The sequence below is a fragment of the Pararobbsia silviterrae genome, from assembly GCF_003628125.1.
Taxonomy (GTDB): Bacteria; Pseudomonadota; Gammaproteobacteria; order Burkholderiales; family Burkholderiaceae; genus Pararobbsia; species Pararobbsia silviterrae.
In genome coordinates this window covers 83,017-101,496 of sequence record NZ_RBZU01000017.1, presented here as the reverse complement: position 1 = coordinate 101,496, position 18,480 = coordinate 83,017, and the positions used below count along the sequence as shown (strand labels likewise).

The following is an 18,480-nucleotide window of genomic DNA, read 5'->3' as shown; positions in this document are numbered from 1 at the left end:
GCCTGTCGCGGCCGCGCCCGTCGCACATGAACCCGCCGCGCCGGCCGCCGCGGCATCGGCCGCCGCTGCCGGTCAAAACGCGCCCGCGCGCGCGCCGGCGGCCGCCGCGCCCACGAGCGAAGGCAGCTCGATTCGCGTCGGCGTCGAAAAGGTCGATCAACTGATCAACCTCGTCGGCGAACTCGTGATCACGCAAGCGATGCTCGCGCAGACGGCAAGCGTCTTCGATCCGGTCATCCACGATCGGCTGTTCAACGGCATGGTTCAGTTCGAGCGTAATGCGCGCGATCTGCAGGAAGCCGTGATGTCGATCCGGATGATGCCGATGGATTACGTGTTCAGCCGCTTCCCGCGGCTCGTGCGCGACCTCGCGGGCAAGCTCGGCAAGAAGATCGAACTCGTGACGTTCGGTCAGGCGACCGAACTCGACAAGAGCCTGATCGAACGCATCATCGATCCGCTGACGCACCTCGTGCGCAACAGTCTCGACCACGGGATCGAGACGCCTGAAGTTCGCGCGGCGGCGGGCAAGGATCCGGTCGGTCAGCTGATCCTGTCGGCCGAACACGCGGGCGGCAATATCGTCATCGAAGTCTCGGACGACGGCGCCGGTCTGCGCCGCGACAAGATTCTCGCGAAGGCGCTCAAGCAAGGCCTGCCGGGCGTGACCGAGAACATGCCCGACGAGGACGTCTGGAACCTGATCTTCGCGCCGGGCTTCTCGACGGCCGAGCAGGTGACCGACGTGTCGGGCCGCGGCGTCGGCATGGACGTCGTCAAGCGGAACATTCAGGGCATGGGCGGCCATGTCGAGATCACCTCGCGCGCCGGTCACGGCACGACGACGCGCATCGTCCTGCCGCTCACGCTCGCGATTCTCGACGGCATGTCCGTCAAGACGGGCAACGAGATCTTCATCCTGCCGCTGAACTTCGTGATGGAGTCGCTGCAGCCCGCATCCGACGATATCTACACGGTGGCCGGCAACGAACGGCTCGTGCGCGTGCGCGGCGAATACCTGCCGCTGATCGAGCTGCATTCGACGTTCACGGTTGCCGATGCGCGGACCGATCCGACGCAGGGCATCGTCGTGATCATGCAGGCCGAAGGCCGCCGGTTCGCGCTGCTCGTCGACGAACTCGTCGGTCAGCAGCAAGTCGTCGTCAAGAACCTTGAAACCAACTATCGGAAGGTGCACGGCATCTCGGCAGCCACGATCCTCGGCGACGGCAGCGTCGCGCTGATCGTCGACGTCGCAGCGCTGTCGCGCCTTGCGCGTGACCTGCATCGCGGTCACGCTCCGCACCCTACCCAGCATGCCGCGGCATGATCTATTGAACGAGTGAGACCACCATGGCAGACAAATCCACAAGCGTCGCGCGCGGCCAGGAAGCCGAAGCCGCGGGTCAGGAATTCCTCGTCTTCGCGCTCGGAGAAGAGGAATACGGGATCGACATCCTGAAGGTCCAGGAAATCCGCGGATACGACACCGTCACGCGCATCGCGAATGCGCCGGACTTCGTCAAGGGCGTCATCAATCTGCGCGGCATCATCGTGCCGATCGTCGATATGCGCATCAAGTTCAATCTTGGGCGCGTCGACTATGACCATCACACCGTCGTCATCATCCTGAACGTCGCGGGCCGCGTCGTCGGCATGGTCGTCGACGGCGTGTCGGACGTGCTCACGCTGACGACCGACCAGATCAAGCCCGCGCCCGAATTCGGCTCGACGCTGAACACCGAATTCCTGACGGGCCTCGGCACCGTCGAAGGCCGCATGCTGATCCTCATGGATATCGAGCGCCTCATGACGAGCGAGGAAATGGCCCTGATGGAGCAGATGGCCGCCTGACGCGCCCACACATACACGATCCCGGCAGTGACGAGACCACGCTATGTTTAAGAACCTCTCCATTCGCGCGAGCCTGACGATGTCGCTCGGCGCCGTCGCCGTGCTGACCCTCGTCAGCGGCTGGAACGATTTCGGCCCGACCTTCAGCGGCAAGGGCGACGCAGGCAATATCCTGAGCACGGTCACGTCGCTTGTGACGCTCGTCGTGCTCGCCGTGATCTACAGCTCGCTGAGCCGCAAGGTCGTGCGTCCGCTCGCGGCGTGCGTGTCGTTTTGCGAGCGCATCGCGTCGGGCGATCTGACCGTGCGCGTCGAAGCCAATTCGACCGACGAGATCGGCCGCCTGTTCGGCGCGATCCGCAAGGTTCGCGACGGCCTCGCGACGACGGTCCGCGCGGCGCGCACGGGCGCCGAGTCGATCGACGTCGGCGCGCGCGAAATCGCGAACGGCAATTCGGATCTGTCGGCGCGTACCGAGCAGCAAGCCGCGTCGCTTCAACAGACCGCGTCGAGCATGGAGCAACTCACGACGACGGTGCGCCAGAACGCCGACAACGCGCGCCAGGCGAGCCAGCTCGCGGTCAGCGCGTCGAGCATCGCCTCGCAGGGCGGCGACGTCGTCGGCCAGGTCGTGACGACGATGGACGCGATCTCGGCGAGCTCGAAGAAGGTCACCGACATCATCGGCGTCATCGAAGGCATTGCGTTCCAGACCAACATCCTCGCGCTGAATGCGGCGGTCGAAGCCGCGCGCGCGGGCGAACAGGGCCGCGGCTTCGCGGTCGTCGCGGGCGAAGTGCGCACGCTCGCGCAACGCAGCGCGGCGGCGGCGAAGGAAATCAAGGAATTGATCGGCAACTCGGCGGAGAAGGTCGAGAGCGGTTCGGAACTCGTCGGCCGCGCCGGCAAGACGATGGCCGAGATCGTGCAGGCCGTGCAGCGCGTGACCGACATCATGGGCGAGATCAGCGCCGCATCCGAGGAACAGAGCGGCGGCATCGAACAGGTCAACCGCGCGGTCACGCAGATGGACAACGTCACGCAGCAGAACGCGGCGCTCGTCGAGCAATCGGCGGCCGCGGCCGGCGCGCTCGAGGACCAGACCCGCGCGCTGCGCGAAGTGCTCGCGAACTGGCGCGTCGAAGGCGCGGACGCGGGTACGCATGCCGCTGCGTTCAAGCCGGCGGCGATCTCGAAGTCCGCGAAATCCGCGAAGCCCGTCGCTGCGAAGAGCGCATCGCGCCGTGTCGATCCGGCGCCGCGCAAGGCCGCCGCACAGTCCGCACTGACCAAGGCCGCCGATCCGCGTCCGGCTCCGAAGGCGCCGGTCGCCGATCCGAAGCCCGCGGCGCGCGCCGAAGCGGCGAGCCCCGCCGCCGAGACGCCGGCCGCCGAAGCGGTCGCGGATCCGGTGCCGCGCGCCCGCGCGGCCGCGCGTCCCGTCGCCGAACGCCGTGCGGCCAGCACGCCGGTTACGACGAGCAGCGACGACGATTGGGAAACGTTTTGAAGTAGACGGGGGGCTCGCAGCATGCCGATCTCTTCCGCGCGGTTCGCGCGAGAGAGATTGGGCAGCACGCAGCATCCGCAGCATTTGCGAGCCAGGAGAGGCATATGGAAGCGCGCCAGTTGCGACGCAGTGACTCAGACGAGACCGGTGACGTACCCGGTCACGAGCGCGATTTCGTCTTTACGAATGCCGACTTCGCACGCATTCGCGCACTGATTTACCAGGTGGCGGGCATCTCGCTGTCCGATCACAAGCGCGACATGGTGTACAGCCGTCTCGCGCGCCGTCTGCGCGCACGCTCGATGACCGTGTTCAGCGACTATCTCGACTATCTCGAGCGCACGCGCGACGAGGCCGAGTGGGAAGCGTTCACGAATTCGCTGACGACGAACCTGACCTCGTTTTTCCGCGAGGCGCACCACTTTCCGATCCTGTCGGAGTTCGTCGCGCGGCGGCGCGGCCCCGTGTCGATCTGGTGCTGCGCGGCGTCGACGGGCGAGGAACCCTATTCGATCGCGATGACGCTGCACGAGGCACTCGGCAATGCCGCGCGCAACTGCTCGATCCTCGCGACGGACATCGATACGCAGGTGCTCGCGAAAGCCGATGCGGGCGTCTACACGCTCGACCAGGGCAAGAACCTGTCGCCCGAGCGGTTGCGCCGGTTCTTCCTGAAGGGCACGGGCACGCGCGCGGGCCAGATGAAGGTGCGTCCGGAGCTGCGTCAGTTGCTGACGTTCTCGCGCCTGAACCTGCATGAAGACCGGTGGCCGGTGCAGGGGCCGTTCGACGTGATCTTCTGCCGTAACGTGATGATCTACTTCGACAAGCCGACGCAAGGCAAGATTCTCGAACGCTTCGTGCCGCTCATGCGGCCCGACGCGCTGTTGTTCGCGGGCCATTCGGAAAACTTCACGTACGTATCGCGCTCGTTCCGGCTCAAGGGGCAAACCGTCTACGAACTCGCGAACGGCGGGGCGCGCGGCGCGCAGACCCAGCATGCCGGCGAACCGGCCCGCGAGGTGACGCCATGAGCGGGCTGCCCGTCGCCACGAACAAGTACTACGACAACAACTTCAAGCGCCCCGGCGTCAAGTTGCTGCCGAACGAGTTTTTCGTCACGCGCGACGATATGGTGCTCACGACCGTGCTCGGCTCGTGCGTGGCCGCGTGCATCCAGGATCCGTACGCGGGCATCGGCGGCATGAATCACTTCATGCTGCCCGACGACGGCGCCGATGCGGCGCGCGCGACGTCGGACTCGATGCGCTACGGCGCCTACGCGATGGAAGTGCTGCTCAACGAGCTCATCAAGGGCGGCGCGAAGCGCGAACGCCTCGAGGCCAAGGTCTTCGGCGGCGCCGCCGTGCTCGCGGCGATGACGACGCTCAATATCGGCGACCGCAACTCGGAATTCGTGCGCCGGTATCTCGCGATGGAAAAGGTGCGGATCACGGCCGAGGACCTGCAGGGTCAGCACCCGCGCAAGGTCTGCTTCATCCCCGCGACCGGTCAGGTCATGGTCAAGAAGCTGCGCGCCGCCCACGAAACTCAGGTGACGGAACTCGAACACCGCCTTGCGCGCGAAATGCGCGAGCGGCGCGCCGAACGCGCGCGCGAGCGGGTCGAGTTGTTCGCCAAACCGGCCGCGCCCGCGCGGCCGTCAATCGAATTGTTCGGCAAGCCCGGTGTGACGACCGGCGCCAGCCGGGGCGAAACCCCGGGCTCGTCGACCCTTGGCAAGACGATGGAGGAGGCGTGAACGCCCAACGCAAAATCAAAGTCCTGTGCGTCGATGATTCCGCACTGGTCCGCAGCCTCATGACCGAGATCATCCGGAGCCAGCCCGACATGGAGGTCTGCGCGACGGCGCCGGACCCGCTCGTCGCGCGCGACCTCATCAAGCAGCACAACCCGGACGTGCTGACGCTCGACGTCGAAATGCCGCGCATGGACGGGCTCGACTTCCTCGAGAAGCTCATGCGCCTGCGTCCGATGCCGGTGCTGATGGTTTCGTCATTGACGGAACGCGGTTCAGAAATTACCCTTCGCGCGCTGGAACTCGGCGCCGTCGACTTTGTGACGAAGCCGAAGGTCGGCATTCGCGACGGCATGCTCGAATACACGGCGATGATCGCCGACAAGATTCGTGCGGCGTCGCGCGCGCGTGTGCGGCAGGCGAGCGCGCATCCGCAGGGGCATGCGCCCGCGGCGGCGCCGGCCGCGGCACCGCTGGTTCGCAATCCGCTGATCTCGACCGAAAAGCTCATTATCATCGGCGCTTCGACGGGCGGTACCGAGGCGATTCGCGAAGTGCTCGTGCCGTTGCCGCCCGATGCGCCGGGCGTGCTGATTACGCAGCACATGCCGGCCGGCTTTACGCGATCGTTCGCGCAGCGCCTCAACGGCCTGTGCCGGATCACGGTCAAGGAGGCCGAGCACGGCGAGCGCGTCTTGCCGGGCCATGCGTATATCGCGCCGGGCGACAAGCATCTGTCGCTCGGACGCAGCGGGGCGAACTATGTCGCGTTGCTCGACGACGGTCCGCCGGTCAACCGGCATCGGCCGTCGGTCGACGTGCTGTTCCGCTCGGCGGCGCAGCACGCGGGCAAGAACGCGATCGGCGTGATCCTGACGGGCATGGGCAAGGATGGCGCCGCCGGGATGGTCGAGATGCATAACGCGGGCGCGCATACCTTTGCGCAGGACGAGGCGAGCTGCATCGTGTTCGGCATGCCGCGCGAGGCGATTGCAGCGGGGGGGGCGGACGAAGTCGTGCCGCTGAACGAAATGTGCGGGCGCGTGATGACACGCCTCGCGGGTATGGGCGAGCGGGCGCATCGCGTGTAAGGCGATCGGCACCGTCAACGGAAAAACGGGAGTTGTGATGGTTGACAAGAATATGCGAATTCTGGTGGTCGACGACTTTCCGACGATGCGTCGGATCGTGCGTAACCTCCTGAAGGAACTGGGTTTCTCGAACGTCGACGAAGCGGAAGACGGCGCAGCGGGCCTGGCGAAGCTCAAGGGCGGCGGTTTCGAGTTCGTCGTGTCGGACTGGAACATGCCGAACATGGACGGTCTCACGATGCTCAAGGAGATCCGTGCCGACGCCTCGATCGCGAACCTGCCGGTCCTGATGGTCACGGCGGAAGCGAAGAAGGAAAACATCATCGCGGCGGCCCAGGCCGGCGCGAACGGCTACGTCGTGAAGCCCTTCACGGCGGCCACACTCGACGAGAAGCTCAGCAAGATTCTCGAGAAGATGGCCAAGGAAGCGTGAGGCCATCATGGAGAACACTGCTGAGAAAGGCGTAGCCGCGGACGACGGCGGCGAGGATTCGCACGACAAGCTCGTGAGCAGGATCGGCCAGCTCACGCGCATGCTGCGCGACAGCATGCGCGAGCTCGGGCTCGACAAGCAGGTCGAACGTGCCGCGGAAGCGATTCCCGATGCGCGCGACCGCCTCAAGTACGTCGCGAACATGACCGAGCAGGCCGCCGAGCGCGCGCTCAACGCGATCGAAGTCGCCAAGCCGATGCAGGAGCGCATGCGCACCGAAGCGCAGGAGCTCGATGGCCGCTGGCAGACGTGGTACGACTCGTCGCTGCCGCTCGAGGAAGCGCGCGCGCTGGTCGCCGATACGCGCACGTTCATCGGCCGCGTGCCCGACGACGCGCAGGCGACGTGTTCGCAACTGATGGAGATCATGCTCGCGCAGGACTTCCAGGATCTGACCGGTCAGGTCATCAAGAAGATCATGGAAGTCGTCTACAACATCGAGCAGCAGTTGCTCGCCGTGTTGCTCGAGAACATCTCGCCCGAACGTCGCGCGGAACTCATCGCGGTGGTCTCCGGCGTCGGACTCGCGAACAACGACAGCCTCATGAACGGCCCGCAGGTCAACACCGAAGGCGACGACGTCGTCGCGAACCAGGACCAGGTCGACGATCTGCTCACGAGCCTCGGCTTCTGAGCGTCTCGCATCGTCTCCCGCGCGCGGCGTGATCCGGTCGGCCGCGCGTGCCGAGCGGATGGCCTCCTGTCTGCCGTGCCGCCGTCCGGAGCGTTCCGGACGGCGCGGGGCGGTCTCGCCCGCGCGCGGCCGCAGCGCGCCGCCGCCTTGCACGACGGCGCCGCCGCGTCGCGCCGTCCCGCCAAAGGGTGCCGCGGACATCACCCCGCTTTTATCGATTCGCCCCCGACGCCTGCCGATCGCGTACCGACTCGCGCCGACGTACGGCCGACGGTCGGACCACGTTCAGTCTTCGATCGGCTGACGCTTTGCCGACGCCGTCTCGATCGGTCGCCGGCAGGGGTTAACGGCACAGCCGTGCCGTCCTGAAGGCCGTGTCGCCGCGCGTCCAAGCGCGGAATTGAGATGCCCGGGGCCGTTCGCGTTCGAACGCCGGTTCGGCCCGATCGGGGTCCGAGCCCGTCCAGACAGGGGTTTGCGGGCAAGCTTACCGGTCTGTTCGATCGCGCGAATTGCGCCAATTTCCCCCCCCTGCTCGCCCGATCGTGACTTGACCCGATTCGGAATAATTCTCTCCACTGGCACTCCCTCCGAGTGTCGGGCATGGAGAGGCAAGTGGCAGAGGAAAGCGATTCCGAGAAAACCGAACCCGCTACCCCGCGGCGCATTGAAAAGGCGCGCGAGGAAGGGCAGGTGGCGCGTTCGCGCGAACTCTCGACGTTCGCGCTGCTCGTCACGGGCTTCGGGATGGTCTACGCGAACGCGACGAATATCGCGATGCATCTGAAGGTCGCGATGCGCGAGGCCTTCACGTTCGACCGCGCATTCGTGCTCGCGCCCGACCGCATGATGCCCAAGGCCATGATGATCATCAGCACGGGTGCCACGGCCGCCGCGCCGATCATCGGCGCGCTCTATCTCGCCGCGGTTCTCTCGCCGCTGGCGCTCGGCGGCTGGCTGCTCACGACGCAGCCGCTGATCCCGAACTTCGCGCGGCTCGATCCGATCGCCGGCATCGGCAAGATGTTCTCGGCGAACACGGTCGTCCAGTTGCTGATGTCGATCTTCAAGTGCCTCGTCGTCGGCGGTATCGCGGTCTGGGCGGTGGTGTCGAGCAAGGACCAGGTGCTCCAGCTGTTCTCGGAACCCCTCGGCGTCGCGATGACCGAAGGCGCGCAGATCGTCTGCAGCACGATCGGCAAGATCGTGATGTCGTTCCTGCTGCTCGTGCTCGCCGACGTGCCCTGGCAGCTCTACAGCTTCGCGAAGAAGCTCCGCATGACCAAGGAAGAGGTCAAGCGCGAGTTCAAGGAAAGCGAAGGCGACCCGCACATCAAGGGAAAGATCCGCGCCCAGCAGCGCGCGCTCGCGCGCCGCCGCATGATGGCCAACGTGCCGCAGGCCGACGTCATCGTCACGAACCCGACCCACTTCGCCGTCGCGCTCCAGTACAGCGACGGCGCGATGCGCGCGCCGAAGGTCATCGCCAAGGGCATGGACCTCGTCGCCGCGCGCATCCGCGAGATCGGCGCCGAACACAACGTGGCGATGCTCGAAGCGCCGCCGCTTGCGCGCGCGCTGTTCTACAACGTCGACCTCAACAAGGAAATCCCGGCCGCGCTCTATAGCGCCGTCGCCGAAGTGCTGGCCTGGGTGTTTCAACTGCGCCGCTGGAAAGCCGAAGGCGCGGTGGGCTCCGTCGCCCCCGTCGCGCCGACCGAACTCGAAGTGCCAGCCGAACTCGACCAATACGGGAGTGTTGCATGACCACGCGCGGCGCCATGCTCAAATTGCCGGCTGCATTGACCGGCGGGAACACGAAGGCACTCGCCGGCCCGGTTCTGATCGTCATGATCCTCGGCATGATGATTCTGCCGTTGCCGGCGTTCCTGCTCGATCTGCTGTTCACGTTCAACATCGCGCTGTCGATCATGGTGTTGCTCGTCAGCATGTACACGCTGAAGCCGCTCGACTTCGCCGCGTTCCCGAGCGTGCTGCTGTTCTCGACGCTGCTGCGCCTGTCGCTGAACGTCGCGTCGACGCGGATCGTGCTGCTCGAAGGCCATACGGGCCCCGATGCCGCGGGTAAGGTCATCGAGGCGTTCGGACACTTCCTCGTCGGCGGAAACTTCGCCGTCGGTATCGTCGTGTTCGTGATCCTGATGGTCATCAACTTCATGGTCATCACGAAGGGCGCGGGCCGGATCGCCGAAGTGTCCGCGCGCTTCACGCTCGATGCGATGCCCGGCAAGCAGATGGCGATCGACGCCGACCTCAACGCGGGCATGATCAACGAAGATCAGGCGCGCAAGCGTCGCGCGGCGGTCTCGCAGGAAGCCGAGTTCTACGGCTCGATGGACGGCGCGAGCAAGTTCGTGCGCGGCGACGCGATCGCGGGCCTGCTGATCATGGTCATCAATATCGTCGGCGGCCTTATCGTCGGCGTGCTCCAGCACGGCATGGACCTCGGCGACGCGGCGAAGAACTACACGCTGCTCACGATCGGTGACGGCCTCGTCGCGCAGATCCCGTCGCTCGTGATCTCGACGGCGGCCGGCGTCATCGTGTCGCGCGTCGCGACCGACGAAGACATCGGCAGCCAGCTCGTCGGCCAACTGTTCACGAATCCGCGCGTGCTCGGCATCACGGGCACCATCCTCGCGATCATGGGGCTGATTCCGAACATGCCCCATATCGCGTTCCTCGGCCTCGGCGGCGTGTTGATCTATGCCGCGCGCAAGCTCAGCGATCGCGAGACCGCCGCGCAGAAGAAGACGTCGGCGCCCGCGCCCGCGACGGCCGTCGTCGCGAGCGAAGCGCCCGAGGCGAGCTGGGAAGACGTCACGCTCGTCGATTCGCTGGGCCTCGAAGTCGGCTATCGCCTGATTCCGCTCGTCGATCGCGCTCAGGACGGCGAACTGCTCAAGCGCATCAAGGGCATCCGCAAGAAGTTCGCGCAGGAAATCGGCTTCCTGCCGCCTGTCGTGCACATTCGCGACAACCTCGAACTGCGGCCGAATACATACCGGATCGCGCTCAACGGCGTCGAAATGGGCGGCGGCGATGCATTCCCGGGTCAATGGCTCGCGATCAATCCGGGCCAGGTCTCGGCGCAGCTGACCGGCACGCAGACGCGCGACCCCGCGTTCGGTCTGCCCGCGGTCTGGATCGACCAGCACATGCGCGATCAGGCCCAGGTCTACGGCTACACGGTCGTCGATGCGAGCACCGTCATCGCGACCCACCTGAATCACCTCGTCGTCACACACGCGGGCGAATTGCTCGGCCGCCAGGAAGTCACGGCGCTGCTCGAACGCATCGGCAAGGAGTCGCCGAAGCTCACCGAAGATCTCGTGCCGAAGACCGTGTCGCTGCCGACCTTGCAAAAGGTCCTGCAGGGCCTGCTCGAGGAAGGCGTGCCGATTCGCGACATGCGCACGATTCTCGACGCGGTCGCCGACAACGCGCCGCGCACGAGTGACGCAGGCGAACTCACGGCCCTCGTGCGTCTCGCGCTCGGCCGCGCGATCACGCAGCAATGGTTCCCCGGCACGGGCGAAATGCACGTGATCGGCCTCGAAGGCGCGCTCGAACGGCTGCTCTCGCAAGCGCTGGCCGCGAGCCCGAATCCGGGGCTCGAACCGGGCCTCGCAAACACGCTCATGCAGCAGACGGACCAGGCCGTCAAACGCCAGCAGATGGCCGGCAATCCGCCGGTGCTGCTGGTCCAGCATCCGCTGCGTCCGATGCTCGCGCGCTTCCTGCGCCGGAACATGCCGCAATTGAAAGTCTTGTCGTACGCCGAGGTGCCTGACACCCGCACCATCAAGGTGACGACGCTGATCGGAGGTCAAGCTTGAAGATCCGCAAATTCATCGCCGGCTCGTCGCGCGAAGCGCTGCGACTCGTGCGTGAGGCGCTCGGCGACGACGCCGTCGTCCTGTCGAATCGTGCGATCGAGGGGGGCGTCGAACTGACGGCGCTCGCCGAGGACGAACTCCATTCGCTTGCGTCGCCGACCGACGAGGCCGCACGCCGCGCGACGCGCGCCATGCGCCGCGACCCCGGTTCCGCGGGCGCGATGCCGTACGGCGCGGGCGCATCGTCGCCGGGCGGCCTCATGCCGCCGTCGTCGGGCGCCATGCCCGGCGCGCACGGCGGTTTCGCGGGCGCGCAGCCGATGCCGGTCATGAACCCGGGCATGCAAGGCGGCGCATTCAACGGTAACGGCGCGGGCGCGATGCAGGCGCCGATGCACGGCGGCGCGGGCATGGGTGCGCAAGCGGGCATGCCCGCCGGCGCGTCGAGCCCGGGCGGCTTCGGTCCGCATGCCTCGCCGTATGCGACACCGCCCGAAACGACCGGATATGTGAGCCCGCATAGCCCGCAAGGCATCGCCGCGCAGAACGCGCAACTGACGGGCGCGCTGTTCGCGGGCGAGCACTACGACACGCTGTCGGCCACGGCCTATGCCGCGCCGGGCACCGCGGGCCAGCCGAGCGAAGTCTTCGGCGGCCTCGCGCAGAGCCGCGCGACGGCGCCCGGCTTCGCCGAGCGCGCCGCCCAGCAGGCGCCCGCGTATCGCAGCGCGGCCGTCGCCTACGGCGCCGACCCGTTCGCGTCGACGTTCGGTCAGTCGACCGAGCTGCCGCCCGCCGCGCCGGCGACGCAGTCGTATCTCGCCGAGCCGCCCGCCTATGAGGAATCGCACGGCGACTCGCTGGCGCGCGCGATGGCCGCGCGCGCCGCGCTCGCGAACGCGAACCAGCACGTCGTTCCGCTGACCGCCTCGGAGGCCGCGAGCAAGGGCCTCGGCCGCATCGCGCCGCCGCGCGACGAGTTCGCCGAACCCGCGCAGCCCTCGGCGTTCGCGTTCGATCACGTCGAAGCGAAGGATCCGCCGTATCACCATCGCGCGCGTTCGGCGGAAGAGTCGCCCGCACGCGCCCAGGACACCCCGAGCGCCGAGCGCACGCTCGATGCCGCCCCTGCCGCCGAGCGCGGCATGGACCGCGGCAGCGTCGAGCGTACGGCCGAGCGCGCCGTCGACGCGCCGCAGGCCAAGGCCGATATCGCGGTGCAGTCGGCCGATCTTCAGGAAGCGCTGCTCGAACGCGTGAAGGCCTCGGTGCTCGACGAGATCCACTCGATGCGCGGCGCGCTCGAGGAGCAGCTCGCGGGTCTGCAGTGGAGCGATCGTCAGCGCCGTCAGCCGGTGCGCAATGCGATCGCGAAGACGCTGATTTCGACGGGTTTCTCGGCGCAGTTCACGAACCTGCTGCTCGACCGGATGCCGCAAAGCCTTCAGGAACAGGGCCCGGCCCTCGACTGGATCAAGGCCGCGATCGAACGCAACCTGCCCGTGCTCGACGACGAAGACGTCATGATGGAGAAGGGCGGCGTCTACGCGCTGATGGGACCGACGGGCGTCGGCAAGACGACCACGACCGCGAAACTCGCGGCGCGCTGCGTCATGCGTTTCGGCGCCGACCGCGTCGCGCTGCTCACGACCGATAGCTACCGGATCGGCGCGCACGAGCAGTTGCGCATCTACGGCAAGATCCTCGGCGTGTCGGTCCATGCGGTCAAGGATGCGGCCGATCTGAAGCTGACGCTCGACGAGCTCCGCAACAAGCACATCGTGCTGATCGACACGATCGGCATGAGTCAGCGTGACCGCGCGCTGACCGAACAGGTCGCGATGCTCTGCGGCACGGGGCGTCCGGTTCAGCGTCTGCTGCTGCTCAACGCGACGAGCCACGGCGACACGCTCAACGAAGTCGTGCACGCGTATCGGGGCCATCCGTCGCAAGGCGCGCAGACCGATCTCTCGGGCTGCATCCTGACCAAGCTCGACGAGGCGACGAACATCGGCGCGGCGCTCGATACGGTGATCCGCTACCGCTTGCCCGTGCACTACGTCTCGACGGGTCAGAAAGTCCCCGAAAACCTTTATGTCGCACGCAAGCCGTTCCTGATGAAGAGCGCGTTCTGCATCCCGCGCGAAAGCTCGCCCTTTACGCCCGCGGACGACGATTTTCCGGTCGTGATGGCCGGCTCAGAAGCACGTTCAACTGCAGAATTGAGTGAGGTTCGCCTTGGATAAGCATGTTCTGGATCAAGCTGAAGGATTGCGTCGTTTGCTTGCTCGAGACGCGCCGCGCGTGGTGACGCTCGTCGGCGGCGATGAACAGGCGGGCACCAGCAGCGCAGTCATCAACCTTGCGGCCGCGCTTGCGCGCCAGGGCAAGGACGTGCTCGTCATCGACGAGCAATGCGATGCGAAATCGCTGATCGAAGCCGTCGGCGCCGATCGCGTGCGCACGCTCGCCGACGTGGTCGCCGGCAAGGCGACGATCGACGAGATCTCGGCCCAATTCGACGAACGCGTGCGCGTGATCGCCTCGCCGCTCGGCTCGCTTCCCGCGGGCCGCGCATCGGAGACCCTTGCATCGCTGAACTGCGGCGTCGACGTCGTGCTCATCGATGCAAAGGTCGACGACGAGGGCGCGCTGTCGCCGATCGCGATGCAAGCCAATGACGTCGTGATCGTCATGCGCGCGAACGCGCAGTCGATCACGGGCGCGTACGCATGCGTCAAGCGCCTGCATTTCGCCCATGCGATTCACCAGTTCCGTGTGCTGATCAACGGCGTGACGAGCGCCAGCGACGCATACAGCGTCTACCAGAACCTGACGGCCGTCGGCAGCCGCTATCTCGCAGTCACCTTCTCGCCCGCGGGCGCGGTGTCGCTCGACGTGCGCCTTGCGCGCGCGGCGCTGCTCAGCCGCACGGTGGTCGAGGCATTCCCGGCCGCGCCGGCAACGCTGGATTTCCGGCGTATCGCGGTCGATCTGTTGCACTGGCCGTGGCGGCAGCCCAATCAGGCTCCCGCGCGCGGCACGACGAACCGGGTGGCGAGCGCGCCGCTTGCTTCGACCGTTTGAACGGGGAGACCCATGATGTACACCCCACAGGGAAAAGTCACACAGTCCGAGGTGCTCGCGCAGTACGCGCCCCTCGTACGGCGGTTGGCGCTGCAACTCGTCGCGAAGCTTCCGGCGAGCGTGGATCTCGACGATCTGATCCAGGCCGGCATGATCGGTCTGCTCGACGCCGCGGGCCGCTACAAGGAAGACCAGGGCGCGCAGTTCGAAACGTACGCGAGCCAGCGCATCCGCGGCGCGATGCTCGACGAGCTGCGCAGCAACGACTGGCTGCCGCGCAGCCTGCGCAAGACCTCGCGCGAGGTCGAGCAGGCCGTCCATGAAGTCGAGCAGCAAGTCGGCCGCGCGCCGAGCGAGACCGAAATCGCCGCGCACATGCAGATGCCGCTCACGGATTACCAGGGCATGCTCCAGGATCTGCACGGCAGTCAGCTGATCTACTACGAAGACTTCGATCGCGGCGGCGACGACGAACCGTTCCTCGACCGCTATTGCGTCGATCACTCGGACCCGCTGTCGGCGCTGCTCGACGACAACTTGCGCAGCGCGCTGATCGAAGCGATCGACCGCCTGCCCGAGCGCGAAAAGCTGTTGATGAGCCTCTACTACGAGCGCGGCCTGAATCTGCGCGAAATCGGCGCGGTCATGGAAGTCAGCGAATCGCGCGTGTGCCAGCTCCATTCGCAGGCCGTCTCGCGCCTGCGCGCACGGTTGCGCGAGCAGTCGTGGACGGCTGCGCCGACCAATTAAACACACGAGCGACTTGCCGTGCGCGTCCGGCCGGCTTCGCTTGTTTCCTGATCGGACACGACGCGCACGATGGCCGGGGACCGGGCCATTGCGGGGGAGTGCGCGAAATTTCCTGTAATATCCGGCGCTTTGCTTGACGTGCGGGCGGGTGGGAAACCAGGTTTTGCGTGCGCGATATTCAGTAGGGTATTAAGGAAACCAAAATGATTTTCTTTCGGCATTACGGCCTCGCCGCGGTGTTGGGGCTCGTATGCTGGTCGGGGTATGCGAACGCAACGCTGGGCCAGGCACAGGACTCGATCGAGACCGATCGACTCAATATGGGCGCGGTGCGCCAGAGCGCCGGCGCCGGCGCGGTCACGATGCGCGCCGCCGCATCGGGCAGCTATACCGTCCAGCAGATCGCGCTGACCGATTCGACGGTCGTGCGCGAATACGTGAACGTCTCGGGCGTCGTGTTCGGCGTCGCGTGGCAGGGCGCGTCGATCCCGCCGCTGCGCCAGGTGCTCGGCGACGAAGCGCTCGCGCAGACCCAGGCCGCGTATCAGGCCCAACAGGCGGTCACGCCGCGGCGCGGTCCCGTCTACGTCGCGACCGACGCCATCGTCTTCCATTCGGGCGGTCACCCGCAGGCGTTCGTCGGTAGCGCCTACGTGCCGCGCCTGCTCCCGGCCGGTGTCAGTCCGTCCGACATTCGCTGAGGAACCGGTCATGCGTAGCATTCAATTCTTGGCCGCGCTCGCGGCGTGCGCGGTGCTGTCCGCCGGGTTGTCGGCATGCGGCGGCGGCGGGGGCGGCGACAGTGACGGTTCGTCGGGCTCGGGCGGTCAACAGACCTCGTCGGTCCTCGGCGGCACGACGGTCACGCAGGTGATCGCGAGTCCGGGCGCGAACGCGGCCGTTGTGACGGTCGCGCAAGCGCCCGCGGCGACCGGCACGGTCGTGGCCAATGTGCCGATGGTCACGGTCACGCTCTGCGCGCCGGGCAGCACGACGCAGTGCACGACGATCAACAACGTGATGGTCGATACGGGATCGAGCGGCTTCCGCGTGCTCGCGAGCGCCCTCAACGCGTCGTCGCTGACGAGCTGGTCGACCGCGCTCACGCCGGTCATGGCGCCGTCGCCGCACGGTACCGATCCGCTCGGCGAGTGCATGACGTTCGCCGACGGCATCGCGTTCGGCTCGGTCCGCAGCGCGAATCTGACGATCGCGGGCGAGACCGCGTCGAACGTCAATATCGAGGTCATCGGCGATCCCATCGCGCCGCAGCCGACCACGACGCAGACCGTCTCGGGCTCGGGCGCGACGACGATCAACACGGCGTTGAGCGAGTGCAAGAGTTCCGCGAACCAGAACACGACGCAGACGCTGCATGCGAACGCCGTGCTCGGCGTGGGCACGGCAGTCGACGACTGCTCGTACTGCCATTCGGGCACGAATGCGACGCCGATGTACTACTACTGCGCGAGCGCGAGCCCCTATACGTGCACGAATCTCGCGCAGACGACGCTCACGTCGGCTCAGGTCGTCAACAACCCGGTGACGTTCTTCCCGGTCGACAACAACGGCGTCATTCTCGAACTGCCGCCGATCGCCTCGACGGGCGCGTCGAGCGCCACGGGCGTGCTCGTGTTCGGCATCGACACCGAATCGAACAACCAGCTCGGCGGCGCGACCGTCCTGACCGCGACCACGGCGACGGCGCAGACGACCGAAGGCAACATCACGACCGTGTACGGCGGCCAGTCGCTGACGACGAGTTTTTTCGACAGCGGTTCGAACTCGATGTTCTTCCCGTCGTCGATCGCGACGTGCTCGGACGGGATCTTCTACTGCCCCGCTTCGACGCAGTCGTTGAGCGCGGTCGTGTCGGGCCAGAACGGGAATAACGAGGCGATCGACTTCTCGGTCGCGAACGTCGACACGCTGACCGCGTCGGGCAACTATGCGTTCAACGATCAGGCGGGTACGACGACGTACTTCGGCGACAACACGACGTTCGACTGGGGTCTGCCGGCGTTCTATGGCCGCAATATCTATACGGGCATCACGGGCAAGACGGCGGGAGGCTACACGGGACCGTTCTACGCGTTCTAGCGCGCGGCGATCCGTCGGGTTGTGAGACGCGGGGTGACGGCCGATCGAGCGATCGGCCGTTGTCCGTCCGGCGCTTCCATCCGGGGCGCGCTTGACGATTCAAGCTTGTGCGCCCGTTCGGCTGGATCTCGAGTGTTCGCTTTCGTGCTGTTGCACTTTCATACGGCGTTTGGACGCGTGTCCAAGCGCCGTTTGCTTTTGGGCCGTGACGATACGCATACGCGAAGAACGCGGCGCGAGTCACGGCTGGGGTGCGCGGAGATCTGAAGGGCAGGCAGGTATCGCGATGCGGGCGCGCGATGCAGGCGCGCGATGCTGTGCGTCGCGGGCGCTCACCGACGTGCCGACTCCGCGCGCCGGATCGGCGCACGGGTCAGGCACCCGCGGTGTCAACGCACCCAGATCCGTTCACGGGCGGCAACCCAATACCGGGCGCCTGAATCGGAAGCACGCGCGACGGGCGCCGCGCGCGATGGACGCGATCGGTTCGATCAGCGCGTTTGCATCGACATCGGCAGACGGCCATCGGGGCCGTAGATCGCGGGCGCGCCGGCAGCCAGGCGCAAGGCGATCAGCGCCTGATGGTTGTAGTCCATGCGTGTCTTGATCAGCAGGCCGTTGGTGACGTTGCGCGCACGCGCGCGCTCGGCGAGGGTCAGCAGCTTTTTCCAGACATCGGCGAGCGAGTTGTCGCTGCCGATCGCGGTGTTCATGCCTTCGCGGCTGGCGGGCAGACCCAGGTCGGTCAGCGCGGCCTCGCGTTGCTTGCCGAAATTCGAGAGTTTCTCGGTCAGATCGGTCTTGCGTTCCACGATGCCCGGCAGCACCGCCATCAGGTTGCCGTCGATCAGCGCGGCTTCTTCCTGTTCGAGGACCTTCGTGAAGGCCTCGACGGCGTTGAGTTCTTCCTGCAGGGCGTCCAGCAATGCAGCAGTCATTTCATGTGCTCCGATGAGATGCGGACCGCCTTCTGGCGCTCCGCACACGGCGGATCACACGACCCGCCGGGTTACGACGTCTTCAAAAAACTGCGGACCGAATCGAGCAGGCCGTCGGCAATCTTGCTCGTATCGATCGGCAACTGGTTGCTGCTGATCGCGTCCTTGATCTGTTGGACGGTCTGCAAATCGATATCACCGACGTCGGTGCCGCCGCTGCGCAGCGTCGACGACAGCGGCGAGAGATTCACTTCTCCGCTGCTCGACGACGATGCCGCGTTCGACGACGTTGCGTCCGACTGCGCCGCGGGGACCGATGTCCCGGCGCCTGCCGTTGCGCTGCTGCCCTTGGCGGTGCTACCGATGTCCGTATTGTTCTGGCTGACGGATGGATCGATTTTCAC

General features: G+C 66.5%; 16 protein-coding genes and 1 pseudogene. 15 read left to right on the top strand and 2 right to left on the bottom strand.

All coding sequences use genetic code 11. From position 1 onward, the window contains the following. The 15 genes and pseudogenes from D7S86_RS26425 to D7S86_RS26350 form a co-directional block, all read left to right on the top strand. Positions 1–1,330 (top strand): chemotaxis protein CheW (locus D7S86_RS26425; RefSeq protein WP_205962898.1); only part of this gene is annotated, 1,330 nt, incomplete at its 5' end. A gap of 23 nt (positions 1,331–1,353) precedes the next feature. Continuing rightward, entirely contained in the window at positions 1,354–1,854 is a 501-nt protein-coding gene (locus D7S86_RS26420; RefSeq protein ID WP_121091015.1) for a chemotaxis protein CheW, read from the top strand. A gap of 169 nt (positions 1,855–2,023) precedes the next feature. Beyond that, positions 2,024–3,364: pseudogene (locus tag D7S86_RS26415) on the top strand (methyl-accepting chemotaxis protein); the annotation flags it as partial. Positions 3,365–3,468: 104 nt separating this feature from the next. Further along, positions 3,469–4,398 (top strand): CheR family methyltransferase, encoded by a 930-nt coding sequence (locus tag D7S86_RS26410; protein WP_121091011.1) that lies wholly within the window; start codon positions 3,469–3,471, stop codon positions 4,396–4,398. Beyond that, entirely contained in the window at positions 4,395–5,126 is a 732-nt protein-coding gene (gene cheD / locus D7S86_RS26405) for a chemoreceptor glutamine deamidase CheD (protein ID WP_121091009.1), read from the top strand. The genes D7S86_RS26410 and cheD overlap by 4 nt, the downstream gene beginning before the upstream one ends. Continuing rightward, positions 5,123–6,214, top strand: coding sequence for a protein-glutamate methylesterase/protein-glutamine glutaminase (locus tag D7S86_RS26400; RefSeq protein WP_121091007.1), 1,092 nt, complete (start codon positions 5,123–5,125; stop codon positions 6,212–6,214). Before cheD ends, D7S86_RS26400 begins: the two co-directional genes overlap by 4 nt. Before the next feature lie 37 nt (positions 6,215–6,251). Further along, positions 6,252–6,647, top strand: a complete 396-nt coding sequence (gene cheY, locus D7S86_RS26395) for a chemotaxis response regulator CheY (protein ID WP_121091005.1) — start codon at positions 6,252–6,254, stop codon at positions 6,645–6,647. 7 nt (positions 6,648–6,654) lie between these two features. Beyond that, positions 6,655–7,341 (top strand): protein phosphatase CheZ, encoded by a 687-nt coding sequence (gene cheZ / locus D7S86_RS26390; protein ID WP_121091003.1) that lies wholly within the window; start codon positions 6,655–6,657, stop codon positions 7,339–7,341. 615 nt (positions 7,342–7,956) lie between these two features. Continuing rightward, complete coding sequence (gene flhB, locus D7S86_RS26385; RefSeq protein WP_121091002.1) at positions 7,957–9,108, top strand: flagellar biosynthesis protein FlhB; 1,152 nt, start codon at positions 7,957–7,959, stop codon at positions 9,106–9,108. After that, on the top strand, positions 9,105–11,201 hold the full coding sequence (flhA, locus tag D7S86_RS26380) for a flagellar biosynthesis protein FlhA (protein WP_121091000.1): 2,097 nt from the start codon (positions 9,105–9,107) through the stop codon (positions 11,199–11,201). The genes flhB and flhA overlap by 4 nt, the downstream gene beginning before the upstream one ends. Next, positions 11,198–13,447, top strand: a complete 2,250-nt coding sequence (flhF, locus tag D7S86_RS26370) for a flagellar biosynthesis GTPase FlhF (protein WP_240648416.1) — start codon at positions 11,198–11,200, stop codon at positions 13,445–13,447. Before flhA ends, flhF begins: the two co-directional genes overlap by 4 nt. A 34-nt stretch (positions 13,448–13,481) precedes the next feature. Next, complete coding sequence (locus D7S86_RS26365) at positions 13,482–14,288, top strand: MinD/ParA family ATP-binding protein (RefSeq protein ID WP_240648415.1); 807 nt, start codon at positions 13,482–13,484, stop codon at positions 14,286–14,288. A 15-nt stretch (positions 14,289–14,303) separates the two neighbouring features. Next, on the top strand, positions 14,304–15,038 hold the full coding sequence (locus D7S86_RS26360) for an RNA polymerase sigma factor FliA (protein ID WP_121091037.1): 735 nt from the start codon (positions 14,304–14,306) through the stop codon (positions 15,036–15,038). 203 nt (positions 15,039–15,241) lie between these two features. Next, positions 15,242–15,739: a DUF2844 domain-containing protein gene (locus tag D7S86_RS26355; protein ID WP_121090992.1), complete on the top strand. Its 498-nt coding sequence runs from the start codon at positions 15,242–15,244 to the stop codon at positions 15,737–15,739. Between the two features lie 10 nt (positions 15,740–15,749). Further along, positions 15,750–17,138 carry a DUF3443 family protein gene (locus D7S86_RS26350; protein ID WP_121090990.1) on the top strand — a complete coding sequence of 463 codons (1,389 nt, stop codon included), beginning with the start codon at positions 15,750–15,752 and terminating at the stop codon, positions 17,136–17,138. Positions 17,139–17,629: 491 nt separating this feature from the next. On the opposite strand, the gene D7S86_RS26345 is transcribed toward D7S86_RS26350, so the two are convergent. Together D7S86_RS26345 and flgM are read right to left on the bottom strand one after the other, a co-directional pair. Next, positions 17,630–18,076, bottom strand: coding sequence for a flagella synthesis protein FlgN (locus tag D7S86_RS26345; RefSeq protein ID WP_121090988.1), 447 nt, complete (start codon positions 18,074–18,076; stop codon positions 17,630–17,632). Positions 18,077–18,147: 71 nt separating this feature from the next. After that, entirely contained in the window at positions 18,148–18,480 is a 333-nt protein-coding gene (gene flgM / locus D7S86_RS26340) for a flagellar biosynthesis anti-sigma factor FlgM (RefSeq protein WP_158602095.1), read from the bottom strand.

Coding starts and splice junctions, on each gene's coding strand:
- D7S86_RS26420 (WP_121091015.1), top strand. CDS start 1,354: ATGGCAGACAAATCCACAAGCGTCGCGCGCGGCCAGGAAGCCGAAGCC.
- D7S86_RS26350 (WP_121090990.1), top strand. CDS start 15,750: ATGCGTAGCATTCAATTCTTGGCCGCGCTCGCGGCGTGCGCGGTGCTG.
- flhA (WP_121091000.1), top strand. CDS start 9,105: ATGACCACGCGCGGCGCCATGCTCAAATTGCCGGCTGCATTGACCGGC.
- D7S86_RS26345 (WP_121090988.1), bottom strand. CDS start 18,076: ATGACTGCTGCATTGCTGGACGCCCTGCAGGAAGAACTCAACGCCGTC.
- cheY (WP_121091005.1), top strand. CDS start 6,252: ATGGTTGACAAGAATATGCGAATTCTGGTGGTCGACGACTTTCCGACG.
- D7S86_RS26410 (WP_121091011.1), top strand. CDS start 3,469: ATGGAAGCGCGCCAGTTGCGACGCAGTGACTCAGACGAGACCGGTGAC.
- cheD (WP_121091009.1), top strand. CDS start 4,395: ATGAGCGGGCTGCCCGTCGCCACGAACAAGTACTACGACAACAACTTC.
- D7S86_RS26360 (WP_121091037.1), top strand. CDS start 14,304: ATGTACACCCCACAGGGAAAAGTCACACAGTCCGAGGTGCTCGCGCAG.
- cheZ (WP_121091003.1), top strand. CDS start 6,655: ATGGAGAACACTGCTGAGAAAGGCGTAGCCGCGGACGACGGCGGCGAG.
- D7S86_RS26355 (WP_121090992.1), top strand. CDS start 15,242: ATGATTTTCTTTCGGCATTACGGCCTCGCCGCGGTGTTGGGGCTCGTA.